General features: G+C 55.2%; 14 protein-coding genes and 4 tRNA genes. 4 read left to right on the top strand and 14 right to left on the bottom strand.

Annotated elements, in window-relative coordinates; all coding sequences use genetic code 11:
• Window positions 1–48: 48 nt before the first annotated feature.
• The 14 genes from rpoC to ACT3R7_RS10775 form a co-directional block, all read right to left on the bottom strand.
• Entirely contained in the window at window positions 49–4,263 is a 4,215-nt protein-coding gene (gene rpoC, locus ACT3R7_RS10840; RefSeq protein WP_193091502.1) for a DNA-directed RNA polymerase subunit beta', read from the bottom strand.
• A 10-nt stretch (window positions 4,264–4,273) separates the two neighbouring features.
• A complete protein-coding gene (rpoB, locus tag ACT3R7_RS10835) occupies window positions 4,274–8,350 on the bottom strand; it encodes a DNA-directed RNA polymerase subunit beta (protein ID WP_193091501.1) in 4,077 nt (1,358 codons plus the stop codon).
• A gap of 257 nt (window positions 8,351–8,607) precedes the next feature.
• Window positions 8,608–8,979 (bottom strand): 50S ribosomal protein L7/L12, encoded by a 372-nt coding sequence (gene rplL / locus ACT3R7_RS10830; protein ID WP_087108966.1) that lies wholly within the window; start codon window positions 8,977–8,979, stop codon window positions 8,608–8,610.
• Between the two features lie 111 nt (window positions 8,980–9,090).
• Window positions 9,091–9,594, bottom strand: coding sequence for a 50S ribosomal protein L10 (rplJ, locus tag ACT3R7_RS10825; RefSeq protein ID WP_106374976.1), 504 nt, complete (start codon window positions 9,592–9,594; stop codon window positions 9,091–9,093).
• 303 nt (window positions 9,595–9,897) lie between these two features.
• Entirely contained in the window at window positions 9,898–10,590 is a 693-nt protein-coding gene (rplA, locus tag ACT3R7_RS10820) for a 50S ribosomal protein L1 (protein ID WP_192536486.1), read from the bottom strand.
• Window positions 10,591–10,592: 2 nt separating this feature from the next.
• Window positions 10,593–11,024, bottom strand: a complete 432-nt coding sequence (gene rplK / locus ACT3R7_RS10815; protein ID WP_018917744.1) for a 50S ribosomal protein L11 — start codon at window positions 11,022–11,024, stop codon at window positions 10,593–10,595.
• Window positions 11,025–11,141: 117 nt separating this feature from the next.
• Window positions 11,142–11,675 carry a transcription termination/antitermination protein NusG gene (nusG, locus tag ACT3R7_RS10810; protein ID WP_018917745.1) on the bottom strand — a complete coding sequence of 178 codons (534 nt, stop codon included), beginning with the start codon at window positions 11,673–11,675 and terminating at the stop codon, window positions 11,142–11,144.
• 8 nt (window positions 11,676–11,683) lie between these two features.
• A complete protein-coding gene (secE, locus tag ACT3R7_RS10805) occupies window positions 11,684–12,067 on the bottom strand; it encodes a preprotein translocase subunit SecE (RefSeq protein WP_018917746.1) in 384 nt (127 codons plus the stop codon).
• A gap of 71 nt (window positions 12,068–12,138) precedes the next feature.
• A tRNA-Trp gene (locus ACT3R7_RS10800) sits at window positions 12,139–12,214 on the bottom strand.
• 157 nt (window positions 12,215–12,371) lie between these two features.
• Window positions 12,372–12,446: transfer RNA gene (locus ACT3R7_RS10795), tRNA-Thr, on the bottom strand.
• A 14-nt stretch (window positions 12,447–12,460) separates the two neighbouring features.
• Window positions 12,461–12,534: transfer RNA gene (locus ACT3R7_RS10790), tRNA-Gly, on the bottom strand.
• 104 nt (window positions 12,535–12,638) lie between these two features.
• Window positions 12,639–12,722 (bottom strand) — tRNA-Tyr (locus ACT3R7_RS10785).
• A gap of 118 nt (window positions 12,723–12,840) precedes the next feature.
• Window positions 12,841–13,680: a type III pantothenate kinase gene (locus ACT3R7_RS10780; RefSeq protein WP_192536485.1), complete on the bottom strand. Its 840-nt coding sequence runs from the start codon at window positions 13,678–13,680 to the stop codon at window positions 12,841–12,843.
• On the bottom strand, window positions 13,677–14,660 hold the full coding sequence (locus ACT3R7_RS10775; protein ID WP_192536484.1) for a biotin--[acetyl-CoA-carboxylase] ligase: 984 nt from the start codon (window positions 14,658–14,660) through the stop codon (window positions 13,677–13,679). Before ACT3R7_RS10775 ends, ACT3R7_RS10780 begins: the two co-directional genes overlap by 4 nt.
• A gap of 163 nt (window positions 14,661–14,823) precedes the next feature.
• Between ACT3R7_RS10775 and typA the strand changes: the two genes are divergently transcribed.
• The 4 genes from typA to ACT3R7_RS10755 all read left to right on the top strand — a co-directional run bounded on the left by typA (window position 14,824) and on the right by ACT3R7_RS10755 (window position 20,095).
• Window positions 14,824–16,650 carry a translational GTPase TypA gene (gene typA, locus ACT3R7_RS10770; protein ID WP_018917749.1) on the top strand — a complete coding sequence of 609 codons (1,827 nt, stop codon included), beginning with the start codon at window positions 14,824–14,826 and terminating at the stop codon, window positions 16,648–16,650.
• A 389-nt stretch (window positions 16,651–17,039) separates the two neighbouring features.
• Entirely contained in the window at window positions 17,040–18,485 is a 1,446-nt protein-coding gene (locus ACT3R7_RS10765) for a sodium-dependent transporter (RefSeq protein WP_496199094.1), read from the top strand.
• Between the two features lie 48 nt (window positions 18,486–18,533).
• Window positions 18,534–19,304, top strand: a complete 771-nt coding sequence (locus ACT3R7_RS10760) for an ABC transporter ATP-binding protein (protein ID WP_193091500.1) — start codon at window positions 18,534–18,536, stop codon at window positions 19,302–19,304.
• A 65-nt stretch (window positions 19,305–19,369) separates the two neighbouring features.
• On the top strand, window positions 19,370–20,095 hold the full coding sequence (locus ACT3R7_RS10755) for an ABC transporter ATP-binding protein (RefSeq protein ID WP_193091499.1): 726 nt from the start codon (window positions 19,370–19,372) through the stop codon (window positions 20,093–20,095).
• Window positions 20,096–20,120 lie beyond the last annotated feature (25 nt).

Below are 20,120 nucleotides of genomic sequence, written 5' to 3'. Positions count from 1 at the left end.
GCAAGTTAACGGCTCTAGGATCAGATACTCATTTTTTACTACTCGGTTTTAGAGCTCGTCGTCAGAATCAAGCGCTGTCAACTGTGCTCCAAGCTCCTGCTCTACCTCAGTCGCTGAGGGATTGAACAGGCGCTCAACGTCTTCGCGTTTGCGGCGACGTTCAGCGTGGTGAGTCAGACCGGTACCTGCCGGAATCAGACGCCCAACTACCACGTTTTCTTTCAGGCCGCGCAGATAATCGCGCTTGCCGGTGACTGCCGCTTCGGTCAGTACACGGGTTGTCTCCTGGAAGGAGGCCGCAGAGATGAACGACTCGGTCGCCAGACTGGCCTTGGTAATACCCAGCAGCAGACGCTGATACTTAGCCGGGAACTTACCTTCTTTCTCGAGACGGGCATTTTGCTCCAACACACGCACAAGCTCAGCCTGGTCGCCAGTGATGAAGTCAGAATCGCCCGAATCGGCAATTTCTACTTTGCGCAGCATCTGACGCACAATAACTTCAATGTGCTTATCGTTGATGCCAACACCCTGCAGACGGTAAACGTCCTGCACTTCGGCCGTAATATACTTGGCAAGTTCCGCGACACCCAGCAGACGCAGGATATCGTGCGGGTTGCTCGGGCCATCGGAGATGACTTCACCCTTCTCAACCGCTTCACCTTCGAACACGGCGATTTGACGCCATTTCGGGATCAGCGCTTCAAACGGATCGCCAGACTCCGGCGTAATCGTCAAACGACGCTTACCTTTGGTCTCTTTACCGAAGCTGATAACACCGCTGATTTCAGCCAGGATCGCTGATTCTTTCGGCTTACGCGCTTCGAACAGGTCGGCAACGCGCGGCAGACCACCGGTGATATCTTTGTTACCTGATGCCTCAACCGGAATACGGGCAACTACCTCACCCACACCGATAGTCGAGCCATCATCTACAGAGATAATGGAATTACCCGGCAACAGGTATTGCACTGGCGTATTCGAGCCGGAAACCGACACGTACTCACCGGCGGCGTCCTGCAGCATTACCATCGGACGCTTGTCGCGGCCAGCCATCGGGCGGGCGGCGGACTCAATAACCTCGATAGAAGAAAGACCGGTCATCTCGTCGACTGAGCGGTGCATGGTGACACCTTCGTCGAGATCGATGAACTGCGCTTTACCCTCTACTTCTGCAATGATCGGGTGGGTGTGCGGATCCCACTTAGCGACCATCGCACCGGCATCAACCACGTCGCCGTCACGTACGGAAAGCTCGGCGCCATAAGGCAGCTTGTAGTACTCACGCTCACGGCCGTGATCATCGGCGACCGCCAGGGCGCTGGAACGCGATACGACGACCAGTTTGCCGTCAGCACGCTCTACGTGCTTGATGTTGTGCAGACGCACCTTACCGCCGTGCTTGACCTGTACACTATCCACGGCTGATGAACGCGATGCCGCGCCACCGATGTGGAACGTACGCATGGTCAGCTGGGTACCCGGCTCACCGATTGACTGAGCGGCGATAACACCGACAGACTCACCGATGTTGACCTGGTGGCCGCGGGCAAGATCACGTCCATAACAGGACGAACACACGCCGTGTGGCGTATCACAGGTAATGGTTGAGCGTACGATAATCTCATCCACACCCATGGTGTCGAGCTCAGCACACCATTTCTCGTCAAGCAGCGTACCGCGCGGAATCAAGATCTCCTCGGTACCCGGATCAACAACGTCCAGTGCCACCACACGACCCAGTACACGCTGTGACAGCGGTACGATGATGTCGCCACCCTCGATGATCGGGTGCAGGGTCAGACCGTTTTCAGTACCACAGTCGACCTCGGTGATGACCAGATCCTGGGCCACGTCGACCAGACGACGGGTCAGGTAACCGGAGTTAGCCGTTTTCAGGGCCGTATCCGCCAGACCTTTACGCGCGCCGTGGGTCGAGATGAAGTACTGAAGTACGTTCAGACCTTCACGGAAGTTGGCCACGATCGGCGTTTCGATGATCGAGCCATCCGGCTTGGCCATCAGACCACGCATACCGGCAAGCTGACGGATCTGAGCGGCACTACCCCGGGCACCGGAGTCGGCCATGATGAAGACGCTGTTGAACGAATCCTGCTCAACCTCGTTACCATCGCGATCGATAACGGTCTCTTTCGAGATGCCGACCATCATCGCCTTGGCGACTTTATCGTTGGCCTTGGACCAGATATCGATAACCTTGTTGTACTTCTCACCCGCTGTTACTAGGCCAGAAGAGAACTGGTCTTCGATCTCTTTAACTTCGGCTTCGGCCGCATCGACGATTTCGGTCTTGGCATCCGGGATAACGAAGTCGTTAACACCGATGGAGGCGCCCGACCAGGTTGCCAGGCGGAAACCGGTATACATCAGCTGGTCAGCGAAGATAACCGTCGGCTTGAGGCCTGAGCGGCGATACACCTCGTTGATCAGGCCGGAAATAGCCTTTTTCTTCATCGGCTGGTCGATCAGCGGGAACGGCACGCCTTCCGGCAGAATGCGGAACAGCATGGCGCGACCCACCGTCGTTTTATACAGGCGACGATGGTAAGACTTGGCACCGGTCTCTTCTTCGATATCCACTTCGTCCAGACGCACGGTAATGCGGGCATGAAGCGATACAGACTGAGTTCCGAAGGCGCGCTCAACCTCATTGAGGTCGGAGAACACCATGCCTTCGCCTTTGGCGTTGATCTTTTCGCGGGTCATGTAGTAAAGACCCAGAACAACGTCCTGCGACGGTACGATGATCGGCTCGCCGTTAGCGGGCGACAGCACGTTGTTGGTCGCCATCATCAGCGCACGGGCTTCAAGCTGGGCTTCCAGGGTCAGCGGTACGTGTACCGCCATCTGGTCACCGTCGAAGTCGGCGTTGTAGGCCGCACACACCAGCGGGTGCAGCTGGATCGCTTTACCTTCGATCAGCAGCGGCTCAAACGCCTGGATACCCAGACGGTGAAGCGTCGGTGCACGGTTAAGCAGTACCGGGTGCTCGCGGATAACATCAGCAAGGATGTCCCACACTTCCGGAAGCTCGCGCTCAACCATTTTCTTCGCGGCTTTAATCGTTGAGGCGAAGCCCAGCGACTGAAGCTTGGAGTAGATAAACGGCTTGAACAGCTCCAGCGCCATTTTCTTCGGCAGACCACACTGGTGCAGGCGCAGGGTCGGACCCACGGTAATTACTGAACGGCCCGAGTAATCGACGCGCTTACCCAACAAGTTCTGACGGAAACGACCCTGCTTACCTTTGATCATGTCGGCGAGCGATTTCAGCGGACGCTTGTTGGAGCCCGTGATCGCGCGGCCACGACGACCGTTGTCAAGCAGTGCATCGACCGCTTCCTGAAGCATACGCTTCTCGTTGCGCACGATGATATCCGGCGCATTAAGGTCGAGCAGACGCTTCAGGCGGTTGTTACGGTTGATCACACGACGGTAAAGGTCGTTAAGATCGGAGGTCGCGAAGCGGCCGCCGTCTAGAGGTACCAGCGGACGTAAATCCGGCGGCAGGACAGGCAGCACTTCCATGACCATCCACGCCGGCGCATTGCCGGAGTGGTAAAACGCTTCAAGCAGCTTTAAGCGCTTCGAAAGCTTCTTGATCTTGGTTTCAGAGTTGGTCTGCGGAATTTCTTCACGCAGGGTATTAATCTCTTCTTCAAGATCGATATCTTTGAGCAGTTCCTGCACCGCTTCGGCGCCCATGCGGGCATCAAAGTCATCGCCGAACTCTTCAAGAGCTTCAAAGTACTGCTCATCGTTTAAGAGCTGACCACGCTCAAGCGTGGTCATGCCTGGATCGATAACCACGAAGCTCTCAAAGTACAGCACGCGCTCGATATCACGCAGCGTCATATCGAGGAACATACCGATACGCGACGGCAATGATTTCAGAAACCAGATGTGGGCAACTGGGGATGCCAGCTCAATGTGACCCATGCGCTCACGGCGCACGGCAGCCTTGGTGACTTCAACGCCACACTTTTCACAAATGATGCCGCGGTGCTTCATGCGCTTGTACTTACCGCACAAGCACTCGTAATCCTTTACCGGGCCAAAAATCTTGGCGCAGAACAGACCGTCCCGCTCCGGTTTAAAGGTACGGTAGTTGATGGTCTCAGGCTTCTTCACCTCGCCAAACGACCAGGAGCGAATCATGTCCGGCGACGCCAGAGTAATCTTGATCGCGTCAAACTCTTCGGACTGAGATTGCGATTTGAGTACTTTCACCAAATCTTTCATAGCACGGCTCCTAGCTCTCTAACTCGATATCGATGCCCAGCGAGCGGATTTCCTTCACGAGTACATTGAAGGATTCCGGCATGCCTGCCTGCATGGTGTGGTCGCCATCCACGATGTTTTTGTACATCTTGGTGCGGCCTTCGACGTCGTCCGATTTGACGGTGAGCATCTCTTGCAGGGTGTAGGCCGCGCCATAGGCTTCCAGCGCCCACACTTCCATCTCACCAAAGCGCTGACCACCGAACTGTGCTTTACCACCCAAGGGCTGCTGGGTAACCAGCGAGTAAGAGCCGGTAGAACGAGCGTGCATCTTGTCGTCTACCAGGTGGTTCAGTTTCAGCATGTACATGTAGCCGACGGTTACCGGGCGATCAAACGCATCACCGGTACGGCCATCGTGCAGTTTCATCTGACCTGACTCAGGGATGTCCGCAAGCTTCAGCAGGTGTTTGATTTCGTGCTCTTTGGCACCATCAAATACCGGCGTGGCCATGGGCACACCGCCTTTAAGGTTCTTGGCCAGCGCAATGACTTCTTCATCACTGAGCGAGTCCAGATCTTCAGCGCGAGCACCCGGCGTGTTGTACACCTGCCCCAGGAAGTCACGAATCTCGGCAACCTGCTGGCCACGCGCATCGCGGAGCATAGCGTCAATCTTGACACCCAGCCCACGTGCCGCCATACCCAGGTGGGTTTCCAGAATCTGACCCACGTTCATACGTGACGGTACACCCAGCGGGTTAAGTACCACGTCGACCGGTTCGCCCTTCTCGTCGAATGGCATGTCTTCGATCGGCATGATCGCGGAGATAACACCTTTGTTACCGTGACGACCGGCCATCTTGTCGCCTGGCTGGATGCGACGCTTGACCGCCATGTAAACCTTGACGATTTTGAGAACGCCAGGCGCCAGATCATCGCCCTGGGTCAACTTGCGTTTCTTATCTTCGAAACGCTCATCCATCTCTTTACGACGGTTTTCCAGCTGCTCGTCGGCCTGGGCCAGAAGCTCATTGTAGGACTCATCCTGCATGCGCAGTTTGAACCACTGCTGACGCGGCAGCTCGTCGAGGTAAGCCTCGTCCAGCACGTCGCCTTTCTTGAGGTTCGGGCCGCCGTTAACGGCTTGGCCATCCAGCGTACGCTGCAGACGCTCAAACGTTGCATCTTCAGCAATACGGTAGGTTTCCTGCAGGTCCTTACGCACTTCATCCAGCTGCATTTGCTCGATGGAGAGCGCACGTGAATCTTTTTCCACGCCGTCGCGAGTGAACACCTGAACGTCGATAACCGTACCTTTCATGCCCGTAGGAGCACGCAGGGAGGTATCTTTAACATCAGACGCCTTCTCACCGAAGATCGCACGCAGCAGCTTCTCTTCTGGCGTCAGCTGGGTTTCGCCCTTCGGCGTTACCTTACCGACCAGAATGTCGCCCGGGCCAACTTCAGCACCGATGTAAACAACGCCCGCCTCGTCCAATTTGCCCAGTGCGGATTCACCGACATTGGGAATATCAGAGGTGATCTCTTCCGGCCCCAGCTTGGTGTCGCGAGACACACAGGTCAGTTCCTGAATATGGATCGTGGTGAAACGGTCTTCTTGAACCACCCGCTCAGATAGCAGGATGGAGTCCTCGAAGTTGTAGCCGTTCCAGGGCATGAACGCGATACGCATGTTCTGACCGAGTGCCAGATCACCCATATCGACAGACGGGCCGTCGGCGAGAATATCGCCGCGCGCAACGCTGTCACCAGGACGCACGATGGGGCGCTGGTTCATACAGGTGTTCTGGTTCGAACGGGTGTACTTGGTCAGGTTGTAGATATCAACGCCGGCTTCACCGCCGATGATCTCATCTTCGCTAACCCGTACCACCACACGACGTGCATCTACCGAGTCGATAACACCGCCACGACGCGCCACGGCACATACGCCGGAGTCACGTGCCACGAAACGCTCCATGCCGGTTCCCACAAGCGGCTTGTCAGCACGCAGAGTAGGAACGGCCTGACGCTGCATGTTCGCACCCATCAAGGCGCGGTTAGCATCATCGTGCTCCAGGAACGGAATCAGGGCAGCCGCCACCGATACAACCTGACGCGGAGAAACGTCCATCAGCGTCACTTGCTCAGGACGCATGAAGGTGGTTTCACCACGGTGACGTACCTGAACCAGGTCGTCAGAAAGCTTGTTGGACTCATCCACAGCAGCAGATGCCTGGGCGATAACAAAGTCGCCCTCTTCGATCGCTGACAGGTGAACGATATCGTCAGTTACCTGACCGGCATTAACCTTACGGTACGGCGTTTCAAGGAAGCCGTAGCTGTTGGTGTGGCTGTAAGTGGCCAGCGAGTTGATCAGACCGATGTTCGGGCCTTCAGGTGTCTCGATGGGGCACAGACGACCGTAGTGCGTGGCGTGTACGTCGCGCACCTCAAAGCCAGCGCGCTCACGGGTCAAACCACCCGGGCCGAGTGCAGACACGCGACGCTTGTGGGTAACTTCCGAAAGCGGGTTGTTCTGGTCCATAAACTGGGACAGCTGGCTTGAACCGAAGAACTCTTTCACCGCCGCTGCAACCGGTTTGGCGTTGATCAGATCCTGCGGCATTAGGCCTTCGCTTTCCGCCATGGAAAGACGCTCTTTGACCGCACGCTCAACACGCACCAGACCTACACGGAATTGGTTTTCGGCCATTTCGCCTACGCAGCGAATACGACGGTTACCCAGGTGATCGATATCGTCGACGTCACCGAAGCCGTTACGAATATTGATCAGCTCGCGCAGTACGTCGAGAATGTCTTTGCGGTCCAGCACGCCGGAACCCGTGTCGGCTTCGCGACGCAGACGACGGTTAAACTTCATGCGGCCCACACCTGAAAGATCGTAGCGATCTTCAGTAAAGAACAGGTTGTGGAACAGCGTTTCAGCCGACTCTTTAGTGGGCGGCTCGCCGGGACGCATCATGCGGTAAATTTCAACCAGCGCTTCCAACGCCGATCCGGTCGTATCCAACTTCAGGGTGTCGGAAATGAACGAGCCGCAATCCAGGTCGTTGGTGTAAAGCGTTTCAATGCGCGTGATACCGCCCTGAGCCATACGCTCAAGCACTTCAGGGGTAATTTCAGTATTACACGGGCAGATCAGCTCGCCGGTCTTGGTATCCACTTGATCGTGGGCCAGCGTTTTGCCGAACAGGTACTCCATCGGCACGTCCAGACGCTCAAGGCCGGCTTTTTCAAGCTGACGAATGTGCTTCTGAGTGATCCGACGACCTTCTTCAACAATCAGCTCGCCGCTGCCATCTTTAATGTCAAAGGTGGCGGTTTCACCGCGCAGGCGCGACGGCACCAGCTCCACAGAGAAACCGGATTTCTCAATGTGGAATACGCTAGTTTCGAAGAATTCACTAAGAATTTCTTCAGTGCTCATGCCGAGCGCACGCATTAGTACCGAAGCCGGCAGTTTACGGCGACGGTCAATACGCACGAACACGTTGTCTTTCGGGTCGAACTCAAAGTCCAACCAAGAGCCACGGTAAGGAATTACGCGGGCAGAGTAGAGCAACTTGCCTGAGGAGTGGCTCTTACCTTTGTCGTGATCGAAGAACACACCGGGCGAGCGGTGGAGCTGGGAAACGATAACCCGCTCAGTACCGTTGATCACAAAGGTACCGTTCTCAGTCATCAGGGGGATTTCCCCCATGTAGACTTCTTGCTCTTTAATATCCTTGATTGCCTTGTTCGAGGAATCGCGATCATAAATGATCAAGCGAACCTTGACGCGCAGCGGGGCGGAATACGTCACGCCGCGCAGCTGACACTCCTTAACATCGAACGCCGGCGTGCCAAAACGGTAGCTAACGTACTCAAGTGCTGCGTTACCCGAGAAACTCTCGATCGGAAACACGGACTTGAACGCCGCATGCAGGCCAACTTCGTGACGCTCGTCAGGCGAACGATCTTGCTGGAGAAAGTCGTAATAGGAATCAAGCTGGATGGCCAGCAAGTAAGGCACATCCATCACTTGGGGCAGTTTGCCGAAATCCTTGCGGATGCGTTTTTTCTCAGTATATGAGTAAGCCATCTGTATTCCCCAGCTTGTTCACCATGGGTGACCGATGCGTGGTCATCGCTGCCCTGCGCGGGCGTGTCAGACGCAGACAGCAAGCTCCTAAATCGGTAGCTCGCCGTCGAAAATCTTGATCGATAACAGTATTACAACAACGGTATTACTGTGTTTCTGTAACAACCTATAAGTTGCAACAGAAAAAGGCCGGCAGCGGGAAAACCCGCCGCCAGCCGTGGAAGCTTACGCAGCGCGTAAAGCCGTCAGCACAAGAATTACTTGAGCTCGACGCTTGCGCCCGCTTCTTCCAACTTCGCTTTTGCTGCTTCTGCGTCGTCTTTGGACATGGCTTCTTTGATAGTTGCCGGAGCGCCGTCAACAGCGCCTTTAGCTTCTTTCAGGCCAAGACCAGTGATTTCACGAACGGCTTTGATGACGTTAACTTTCTTGTCACCAGCAGCGGTCAGAACCAGGTCAAACTCGGTTTGCTCTTCTGCAGCAGCTTCGCCGCCAGCAGCCGGGCCAGCCATAACAGCTGCAGCAGCTGATACGCCGAACTTCTCTTCCATTGCTTCGATCAGCTCAACAACTTCCATTACGGACATGTCGGCTACAGCATTGATGATATCGTCTTTAGACAGTGCCATTTTTCATTCCTAACTTTGCGGGAGTCTCGGTCGGCCGAGGACTCAGGATTCATTGCTCGGTTCAGGCAACGCAATCGGCATAGCGTTCACGCCGCCTGCAAAAAGGTCTGCTTACGCAGCTTCTTCTTGCTTCTGATCGCGCAGGGCGGCCAGGGTACGAACCAGCTTGCCAGCGGAGGCTTCTTTCATTACCGACATCAACTTGGCAATTGCTTCGTTGTAAGTCGGCAGGGTTGCCAGACGGTCGATGTCAGCAGCCGGGATCAGTTCGCCTTCGTAGGCCAACGCCTTCACTTCGAAGTTCTGCTCAGTTTTAGCAAAATCTTTGAACAAGCGAGCGGCAGCGCCCGGATGATCAGTAGAGAAAGCCAACAGAGTCGGACCAACAAAGCTCTCGTTCAGACACTCCCACTGAGTGCCCTCGAGGGCGCGGCGAGCCAGCGTGTTGCGAACAACGCGCAGCTCTACACCATTCTCACGTGCCTGCTTACGCAGATCGGTCATTTTACCGACCGTTACACCGCGAGAATCGGCAACTACGACGGAGAGTGCGCCCTTGGCCGCTTCACTGACCTCGGCAACAATCGCTTTCTTGCCTTCAAGTGCTAGTGGCACAGTGATCACTCCTTCGTGCCGAAACCTTTTCAAGGCTTCGGAGGTTACCATCTCTTCCAGGCCTGATATAACCAGCGCTGGAAGCCTTAGGGGATGGTGCTCACCAGAAAGCGAAGTCGCTAAAAAGCTACAACCAACTGGCGGCCACACCATCTGCGCAGGCGCTTTAGGCAATTAAGCCGCGTTGAGATGAGACATCCAGCGCGGCACCTGCGGTCTTTGACGGTGCTCCGGCAGGTTTACCTAACCAGAGGACCGCAAAGTTCTTGCTCGGTTCTTACTTAAAACCTGTCGACGACCTGCTTATACCAGCGCAGAGTGGTCGATAGTCAGACCTGGGCCCATGGTAGTGGACAGGGTGACTTTCTTAAAGTAAATACCTTTAGAGGAGCTCGGCTTGAGCCTCTTAAGGTCAGCAACCAGTGCTTCAAGGTTGCCTTGAACAGAAGCCGCATCAAACGTCACTTTACCCAGCGTAGTGTGGATAATGCCGTTTTTGTCAGTACGGAAGCGTACCTGACCAGCTTTGGCGTTCTTGACAGCAGTCGCAACGTCAGGCGTTACGGTGCCGACTTTCGGGTTGGGCATCAGGCCACGCGGACCCAGAATCTGGCCCAGCTGACCGACAACGCGCATAGCATCCGGAGAAGCGATAACGACGTCAAAGTCCATTACGCCCTTCTTCACTTGCTCAGCCAGATCTTCCATACCCACAATGTCAGCGCCTGCTTCTTTAGCAGCATCGGCGTTAGCACCTTGAGTAAAGACCGCTACGCGTACGTCTTTACCGGTGCCGTTAGGCATAACGGTAGCGCCACGTACAACCTGGTCAGATTTACGCGGATCAACACCCAGGTTGATCGCAACGTCAACAGACTCGTTGAACTTAACGGTAGACAGCTCAGCAAGCAGTGCAACCGCTTCTTCCAGAGAGTAAGCCTTGTTGGCATCTACTTTCTCGCGAATTACCTTCGCGCGCTTAGACAGTTTAGCCATGATCAGAGACCCTCCACGTTAAGGCCCATGCTACGAGCGCTGCCTGCGATAGTACGTACGGCGGCATCGAGATCAGAAGCCGTCAGATCCGGCTCTTTAGTCTTGGCGATCTCTTCAAGCTGCTCGCGAGTCACGGTGCCGACCTTCTTCTTGTTCGGCTCGCCAGAACCCGACTTGATACCAGCGGCTTTTTTCAGCAGCACGGCAGCAGGCGGCGTTTTGGTAACGAACGTGAAGCTACGGTCAGAGTAGACAGTGATCACGACAGGCGTCGGCAGGCCCGGCTCAATTTCTTGAGTCGCGGCGTTAAACGCCTTACAGAATTCCATGATGTTCACGCCGTGCTGACCCAGCGCGGGGCCTACGGGCGGACTTGGATTGGCTTTACCTGCAGCTACCTGCAGTTTGATATAAGCCTGGACTTTCTTGGCCATGGTAAATACTCCAATTGGGTAATAGCGCCTTGCGGCTCCCCGGGACTAACGAGACAGCCACAGGCTGCCTCTTACGAATATATGGCGCTATTAGCGCCCTACTCTTAACGTGCGAGCTTACTCTTTTTCAACCTGAGAAAACTCTAGCTCGACAGGCGTGGCACGCCCAAAAATCAATACACTGACCTGCAAACGGCTCTTATCGTAGTTGACTTCCTCAACCACACCGTTGAAGTCAGCGAACGGACCATCGATAACACGCACCGACTGACCCGGCTCAAACATTGTTTTGGGCCGCGGCTTGTCGGTTCCGTCTTTAACGCGGCGCAAAATAGCGTCCGCTTCACGGGTCGTGATCGCAGCCGGTTTTTCTTTCGTTCCGCCAATGAAGCCCATTACACGCGGGGTTTCATTAACGAGGTGCCATGTTTCGTCGACCATTTCCATCTCGACCAGTACATAGCCGGGATAGAATTTACGCTCACTCTTGCGGCGCTTACCGTCGCGCATCTCAACGACTTCTTCCGTCGGCACCAGAATCTCGCCAAAACGATCTTCCATACCGTGCATTTTCACACGCTCGATCAGCGAGCGCATAACATGCTTTTCAAAACCGGAATAGGCGTGGACGACGTACCAACGTTTGGACATGAAAACTCCTAACCAATGACGCCGGACATTGCCCAGCCAAGAAGAGTATCGATCAACCACAGCATCAAACCCACCACAACAACCGCCACCAAGACAATCGCGGTGGTTTGAATTGTTTCGGGGCGGGTCGGCCATACAACGCGCTGAATCTCTTTCTTGGCGCTAACGGCAAGCTCTGTCAGGTCGCGACCTTTGGCGGTGGTAAGTGCGATCAAGCCAGCAAGCGCACATAAAACCACTACACCCAACACGCGGTAGAGCAGACCAGTATCGGCGAAATAGGTATTACCAACGACAGCAACGACAAGCAGCGCTATAACCGCCGCCCACTTGAGCCCGTCATGGCGCGCCTGTTGCACCTCGGTACCGTGCTTTACAGAACCAGGCTTCATAAAACGAGACTCCTTAGGGTGCGGCTACAATAAAGGAATTCTGGAAAATCACATGCCAACCTGGGGAAGGTTGGCAGGCCAGGAGGGACTCGAACCCCCAACCTGCGGTTTTGGAGACCGCTGCTCTGCCAATTGAGCCACTGGCCTGTATCATCCTGCGCATAGGCACTCACTACCACCTACACAACAGCGGGCGCCATGGTAGCGGAAATAAACCCACCTGACAACCCTTTCCTCCACATCAAGCCCGAAGACATATATGCAGAGACAAAAAAAGCGAGCTTCGCTCGCCTTTCTCGCAATATGGAGCTCATGGACGGAATTGAACCGTCGACCTCACCCTTACCAAGGGTGTGCTCTACCCCTGAGCTACATGAGCCAAAACACATCAACTGGAGCGGGCGGCGGGAATCGAACCCGCACCATCAGCTTGGAAGGCTGAGGTTCTACCGTTGAACTACGCCCGCGTAACTGCTGCCAGGATTACAAGCCGCCGCACGCCGAACGATAGACAATGCCCACTACCGGCTTTCATCCCACAACACCGACCAAAGTCGCCGCTGTTTAAATCTGGTGGAGAGAGAAGGATTCGAACCTTCGAAGCTTACGCGGCAGATTTACAGTCTGCTCCCTTTGGCCACTCGGGAATCTCTCCAGCTTTGGCGGCACATTATGCCAGCCTCCAAAACACTGTCAAGCTAGATATTACTTAATTTATCGTAGCTTGCGATGCTTGCGCATCTGTTTGCTGCCTTGGAACGCGCTGCATTCTGTCAAAGCAGCATTGAGAATGCAAGTCCCGCGCGAATTTTTTCTAATGATACCGGCTCGGGGACTTTCGGCGCCCCAGACATTTTGCCTGCGCGCTCGGCAAACGTTAGCGGGTAACAGGCTTCAAGCCCGCCATACACCATATCGGGCCACACAGCGTGTGGCACCTGCACGCCTCGCGACACCACTCGAGCGTCCCCCCCGGTAAGCAGCATGGGCAGCGAGATGCCCTGCTGGTCGCACACTTCGCTGTAAATACGGTTGATGGCGCTGACGGCTGCCATATAAATACCGTGATTGACTGCGTCCACCGTTCGCCGCCCAGGCTCCAGCAAAGCATCTGCCTCGCTTTCCGGGTCAATGGCTACGTTGCGCGTGCCCAACTTCAAGCTTTCTTTCATCAGGCGCAGCCCAGGGATAATAAAGCCCCCCAAATGTATACCACCGGGCAATACGAAATCGATAGTGATTGCACTGCCGCAATCTACCGCACAGCAGCCACCGGCTAATTGGTACCCGGCCAACGCGCCCATCCAACGATCCACCCCTAGACGACCGGGCTCGTCGTACCCGTTAACCACGCCCAGTGCTTCCGGTAGCGAGCGGGCCACAAACACGTGGCGCACCTGACGGCGCAGCAAGGTGACCGTTTCATCGAGCACCCCAGCGCGGGCAACGCTTGATATACGCACTGCCTCGACAACATCGAGATCAGGAATATCCGCCCCAGGACGCCACTCCTCGCGGGTCCACACTGCCCCCCGCGAGCGTATTTCACTACTTTCGGCATCCTTGAGTCGCCATTTCGACAAGGTGTTACCGATATCCAAATCCAGAATCATAAGCGCCTGCGTACGCTGATCTCACCGCCTGCCAAGCGCCGCGAGTGACCATTTTCAGTAACCCATAAGTTACCGCTCTCATCTACGTCGCCTGCGATCGCATCGCTTGCGCGCTCCCCTTGAATAATACGTACCGGCATTCCCGCATAGGCGTGCCGCTTGTTCCACTCATCACGCCAGGCGCCAAAACCAATCTGCTCGAAGTCTGCCAGCATGCTTAAAAGCCCCGCGACGACGTCCGAAGCTAGCTGGTTGCGCGAGAGCCCCGCGTGCATATCAAACAGTGCAGCTACCGGCTGGTCAATGGCTGCGCGCTGGGATTCAGAAAGCGAGAGGTTCATTCCCATGCCAATGACCACTTCGCAAGGGCCTGCGGCATCACCGGTCACTTCGATCAAAATGCCCGCCAGCTTACCCAGCTCATCACCTTTTTCAGCCAGCAAAATATCGTTGGGCCACTTAAGCTTTGGCGCACTGCCCAGCTGCTCAAGCACTTGGGATACCACCACACCGACCGCGAGACTTAGCCCTTCCAGAGACGCCACGCCTGCGTCGAAGCGCCACCCCAGCGAGAGCATCAGGCTTTGTCCCCAGGGCGTTGTCCATACTCGCCCTCGCCGTCCGCGCCCGGCGGTTTGCAACTCAACCAAGCACACTTCACCGTGACCCGCGCCCTGATTAAACCGCTGCCGCAGATACTCATTGCTTGAGGGTAGCTGGTCCTCAACAAACAGCCGCGTCAGCAAATGGCGCGCCTGAGCGGGCAGCCGCTCGACGATTTTGGCGCCCTCCAGCGGCTCCAGCCGAGTGGCCAAGCGGTAGCCCTTGCCCTTCACTGCCACTACGTCCACGCCAAGTGCATCCAATTTTTTCAGCTGTTTCCACACGGCAGCCCGTGAAACGCCTAGCGCTTCACCTAATTGCTCACCAGAGTGAACGTTGCCATCGCTCAACAAACGCATCAGGTTACCGATGGTCATGTGCCTGCCCCAACTGGGAAAACGCCTATCTTAACGGATGCATCGCAGAGGCGAAAACTGCCGCGTTTGGGTTATTGACTTAACGCTTTATTTGAGACAAGGCTGGTAGTCGACCACACCGAGACCCTATAATGCCGCCCTATTTTCCCAGCAGGATCGCGTCGTGATCGAGAATCTTCGTAACATTGCCATCATCGCCCACGTTGACCACGGCAAAACTACCTTGGTAGACAAGCTGTTAAGTCAATCAGGCACACTAGACCGCAAGGCCGAAGGCCAAGAGCGGATTATGGACTCTAATGACCAGGAGAAAGAGCGCGGTATTACTATCCTGGCCAAAAACACGGCCATTCAGTGGCAAGATGGCAATGGTACGGGCTACCACATCAATATCGTTGACACCCCTGGGCACGCTGACTTCGGTGGTGAAGTTGAGCGCGTAATGTCCATGGTCGATTCGGTTCTGCTGCTGGTCGATGCGGTTGACGGCCCGATGCCGCAAACCCGCTTTGTTACCCAGAAAGCCTTCTCCCAGGGCCTTAAGCCGATCGTCGTCGTTAACAAGATCGACCGCCCCGGCGCACGTCCTGACTGGGTTATCGACCAGATTTTTGATCTGTTTGACAACCTGGGCGCCACCGACGAGCAGCTTGATTTCCCGATCATCTACTGCTCAGCGCTCAACGGCATTGCCGGCATGGACCCTGAAGAGCTTGCCGACAACATGGACCCGATGTTCCAGGCCATCGTTGATATCGTTGAGCCGCCGAAAGTCGAAATCGATGGTCCTTTCCAGATGCAGATTTCCGCACTGGACTACAACAGCTACGTAGGTGTTATCGGTCTTGGCCGTATCAAACGCGGTAGCGTTAAGCCGGGCCAGCAGATCAGCGTTATCACTAAAGAAGGTGAGACGCGCAAGGGCAAGATCGGCCAGGTCATGACTCACATGGGCCTGGAGCGCGTACAGACCAACGAAGCCACTGCAGGCGACATCGTTTGCGTTACTGGCATCGATAAACTGGCGATCTCCGACACGCTGTGCGACGTCAATACGGTTGAGGCACTGCCGCCGCTGTCCGTTGACGAACCGACCGTTTCGATGACGTTCCAGGTCAATGACTCACCGTTCGCCGGTAAAGACGGCAAGTACGTTACCAGTCGGAACATCAAGGACCGTCTGGAGCAAGAGCTGATCCACAACGTTGCACTGCGCGTTGAAGAAGGCGAAACGCCGGAGAAATTCAAGGTTTCTGGGCGTGGCGAGCTTCACCTGTCGGTACTGATTGAAACCATGCGTCGTGAAGGCTTTGAGCTGGCCGTTGGTCGCCCCGAAGTTATCATCAAAGAGATTGACGGTGAGAAGCAGGAGCCCTACGAAGAAGTCATCATCGACTGTGAAGAGCAGCATCAGGGCTCGATCATGGAAGAGCTTGGCTATCGTAAGGGTGAGCTTTCTAACATGAACCCGGATGGTAAAGGCCGTGTTCGTCTGGACTTCATTATTCCTGCGCGTGGCTTGATCGGCTTCCGTGGTCAGTTCCTGACCCTGACGTCCGGCACCGGTATCCTGACCAGCCGCTTTGATCACTACGGCCCGCTGAAACCCGATGCGTCTATCGAGCGTCGTAACGGCGTACTGGTCTCCATGGTTGGCGGCAAGGCCCTGGCCTATGCCCTGTACGCTCTGCAGGAGCGCGGCAAGCTGATCATCGATCACGCCACCGAAGTCTACGAAGGCATGCTGATCGGTATTAACAACCGTGCCAACGACATGGTAGTTAACCCGACCAAGGGTAAAAAACTCGATAACATGCGCTCAACCGGTAACGATGAAAACATCGTTCTGACGCCACCCATCAAGTTCACCCTGGAACAGGCGATCGAATTCCTGGATTCCGATGAGCTGGTTGAAGTGACGCCGAGCCATATCCGCCTGCGTAAGAAGCATTTGACCGAGAACGAGCGCAAGCGCGCTGGCAAGAAGTAAGCTTTTGAGACTGGCTCTTAAAGTCTAAAGCCAGTTCTTGAAGCTAGTTCTTGAAGCTAGTTCTTAAAGACAGTTCTTAAAGACAGCTCTTAAGCAAGCCCCTAAAGCCCGCCTCGTGCGGGCTTTATTGTGAGTGAGCCATGCGCTTTTGGATTCTCTTGTGTGTTATCCCGCTCATTTTGTCTTAGCCCTGCCCTTCACTTGGTTTTCATAGCGCCGCCAAGTGCTTCGATAAACGCAGCCTAAACGCTAGCATACTGGAAAGCCGACGCGTTCTATCGCAAAGTAGTATTAATCTCGGCGCGGCCACGGCCTACTGGCAGCCTACAATTCATACAGGTGTTTGGATATTTACCCCCGTCCAGTCACCCGCATAGGGACACTCTTACATGAGCGGTCACAACGTATGGACACATAAGGGCACTTTTTTACTAGCAGCGGTAGGCTCTGCGGTGGGTTTGGGCAATCTTTGGCGCTTTCCCTACTTGGTGGGTGAATACGGCGGCGGGGCATTTATCCTGGTCTATGCGCTGACCATCTTTGCGGTAGGCATTCCGATTTTAATTGCCGAAATCATGTTGGGCCGCACCAGCCGTCAGAGCCCGATTATGGGCATGCGGCATTTGACCAAGACTCACCATACATCGCGCACCTGGGAATCGATTGGCTGGCTAGGCGCTCTAGCCGCCTTTTTAATCCTAAGCTTCTATTCGGTGATTGCTGGCTGGGCGATTCATTACACCTGGCTAATGTTGACCGGCTCACTGGTGGGCGCCGATGCGCAAACCATCAGCGACGGCTTTGCACTGCTGTTAAGTTCGCCGGGCTTGATGACGGTCTATCACACGCTATTTATCGCAGGCTCAGGGCTAATTGTAGCCCTGGGTATTCACACCGGCATTGAGTCGGCGCTGCGCATTATGATGCCTGCTCTGTTTATTATTTTATTGATCGTGCTGGCTTATAGCGTGATTCACGGTGATATTGCGGCAGCCGCAGATTTTTTGCTTACCTTCAATCTTGCCAGCTTAAGTATCGAAGGCTGGCTGCAGGCCATGGGCCAATCGTTTTTTACGCTTAGCCTGGGTATGGGCGCCATCATGGCTTACGGCGCGTATATGACCAGCGAGGTATCACTCACCCGCACGGCGATTGCCATTGCGATTATCGACACCCTAGTGGCCATGGTGGCCGGGCTTGCGATCTTTGCTCTCGTGTTTGGCGCAGGCCTGGATATCGCTCAAGGGCCGGGGTTGATGTTTGTCACGCTGCCGTTGGCTTTTGCCGAGATGCCTATGGGCGCACTGGTAGGCGGGGTGTTTTTTATTCTGGTTTTAGGCGCTGCGATCAGCTCGTCGATATCGCTGATTGAGCCGGTGGCCGCTTATCTTGTTGAGCGCTTTGATATGACCCGGCCACAGGCCGTAGCCGTCATAGTGATAGCAGCCTGGGCCGTGGGTCTGCTAACCGTGGTGAGCTTTAATATCTGGGCGGAAGGCACGTTCTTCCACGCAATCTGGGGACGCAGCGCGTTTGAGCTTATTGAGCTTTTGACCAATGTCCTTATGCCCTTGAGTGGGCTTATGATTGCTCTCTTTGCTGGCTGGGCGCTCACCCAAACGGAAGTTAAAAAGGAACTCGACACCACCGCGATGTGGTTCGCCATGTGGCGGTTTCTGGTGCGCTTTATTAGCCCGGCGGCGGTAGCGTATGTGCTATTGCGCAGCCTTCCCTTTATGGATGGCTACCTGCTCCCGGCGGTCGGCGCACTGCTGTTCGTCGGCCTGTTTGCCGCAAACCAGCGATGGAAAGCCAAGCGTCGCCCACTCACATAACAACAGATAAGCCTTGGCAGTATCAGCTGCCTTTAGCGCGAGGATGCGATGACACCCCTTATTGAAGTTCAACACGTCAATAAAGCCTTTGGTGGCCTGCACGTTATCAACGACTGCTCGATTAGCGTCGAAAAAGGCTCAATCACCGGCATGATTGGCCCCAACGGTGCGGGAAAATCCACACTTTTTAACCTCATTGCCGGCGCACTGATGCCGGATAGTGGTCGCGTTCTGCTCGACGGTGAAGATATTACGCCGCTGAGTGCCGATCAACGATTCCACAAAGGGCTTTTGCGCACCTTCCAGATCGCGCATGAATTCAGCCAGATGAGCGCGCTGGAAAATCTGATGATGGTGCCACCCCGCCAGGCGGGCGAAAGTCTTTTCAACACGTGGCTCAAGCCAGGCCAGGTCCGTGAACAGGAAGCCGAGGTGCGAAAGCGCGCCCTTGAGGTGATCGAATTCGTCGGTCTTCACCATGTGCGCAATGAGCTTGCCGGCAATCTTTCCGGCGGCCAGAAAAAGCTTTTAGAGCTTGGCCGCACCATGATGACCGAAGCCAAAGTGGTTCTTCTGGATGAAATTGCCGCAGGTGTTAACCGCACCCTGCTGGGCGACTTGATTGGCAATATCGAGCGTTTGAATCGGGAAATGGGCTACACCTTTCTGGTTATCGAACACGATATGGAAATGATCGCGCGGCTATGCGACCCCGTCATTGTGTTGGCCCAGGGCAGTGTGATGGTAGAAGGCCATATTGAGGATATTCAAAATAACCCCGAGGTAATCGAAGCCTACTTTGGCACCGATGCCGCCTAAGCGGCGCCTTGCACAAAAACTACGACAATACGCCGTTTAAAAGCGGCACTGCGAGACACTTTTTTATGCCATTAGCTACATCAACAACGCCCCTGCTCGAAGCACGCGACGTGCACGGCGGTTATGGCAGCATGAACATTCTTAACGGGGTGAACATGACGCTTAACGCCAATGAAGTGGGTGTGATCGTCGGCCCTAACGGCGCCGGCAAGTCCACCATGCTAAAAGCCGTGTTTGGATTGCTGCATGTCAATCAGGGCGAGATCCTGCTTAACGGCCAACCGATCCATAACCTGCCGCCCAACAAGCTGGTGGAACGGGGCATGGGCTTTGTACCCCAGGAAAAAAACGTCTTCCCAAGCCTTACGGTAAAAGAAAACCTAGAAATGGGTGCCTATCTCAAGCCCCAAAACGTCAAGCGCATGCTTGAGCAGGTGTACGCCTTTTTCCCACCGTTGGTGGAAAAGCGCCATCAGCCAGCGGGCGAGCTCTCCGGCGGCCAGCGTCAAATGGTGGCCATGGGCCGGGCGCTAATGGCCGAGCCAAGCCTTTTGCTGCTGGATGAGCCTACCGCCGGGCTATCGCCGCTTTACATGAACGAGATTTTTGATCGTGTTAAGCAAATCAATGCCGCAGGGGTGGGGATTTTAATGGTCGAGCAGAACGCCAAACAGGCGCTGGCCATTGCCGATAAAGGCTTTGTACTGGCCGCGGGCCAAAACCGCTTCACTGATACGGGGGCAGCGCTGCTTGCCGACCCCGATGTCGCCAAAAGCTTTTTGGGCGGCTAGCCCGGGGGAAAACATGAACGAACTG

Source organism: Halomonas sp. AOP43-A1-21 (genome assembly GCF_052376775.1).
GTDB lineage: Bacteria > Pseudomonadota > Gammaproteobacteria > Pseudomonadales > Halomonadaceae > Vreelandella > Vreelandella colorata.
This window is presented reverse-complemented; position numbering and strand designations above follow the sequence as displayed.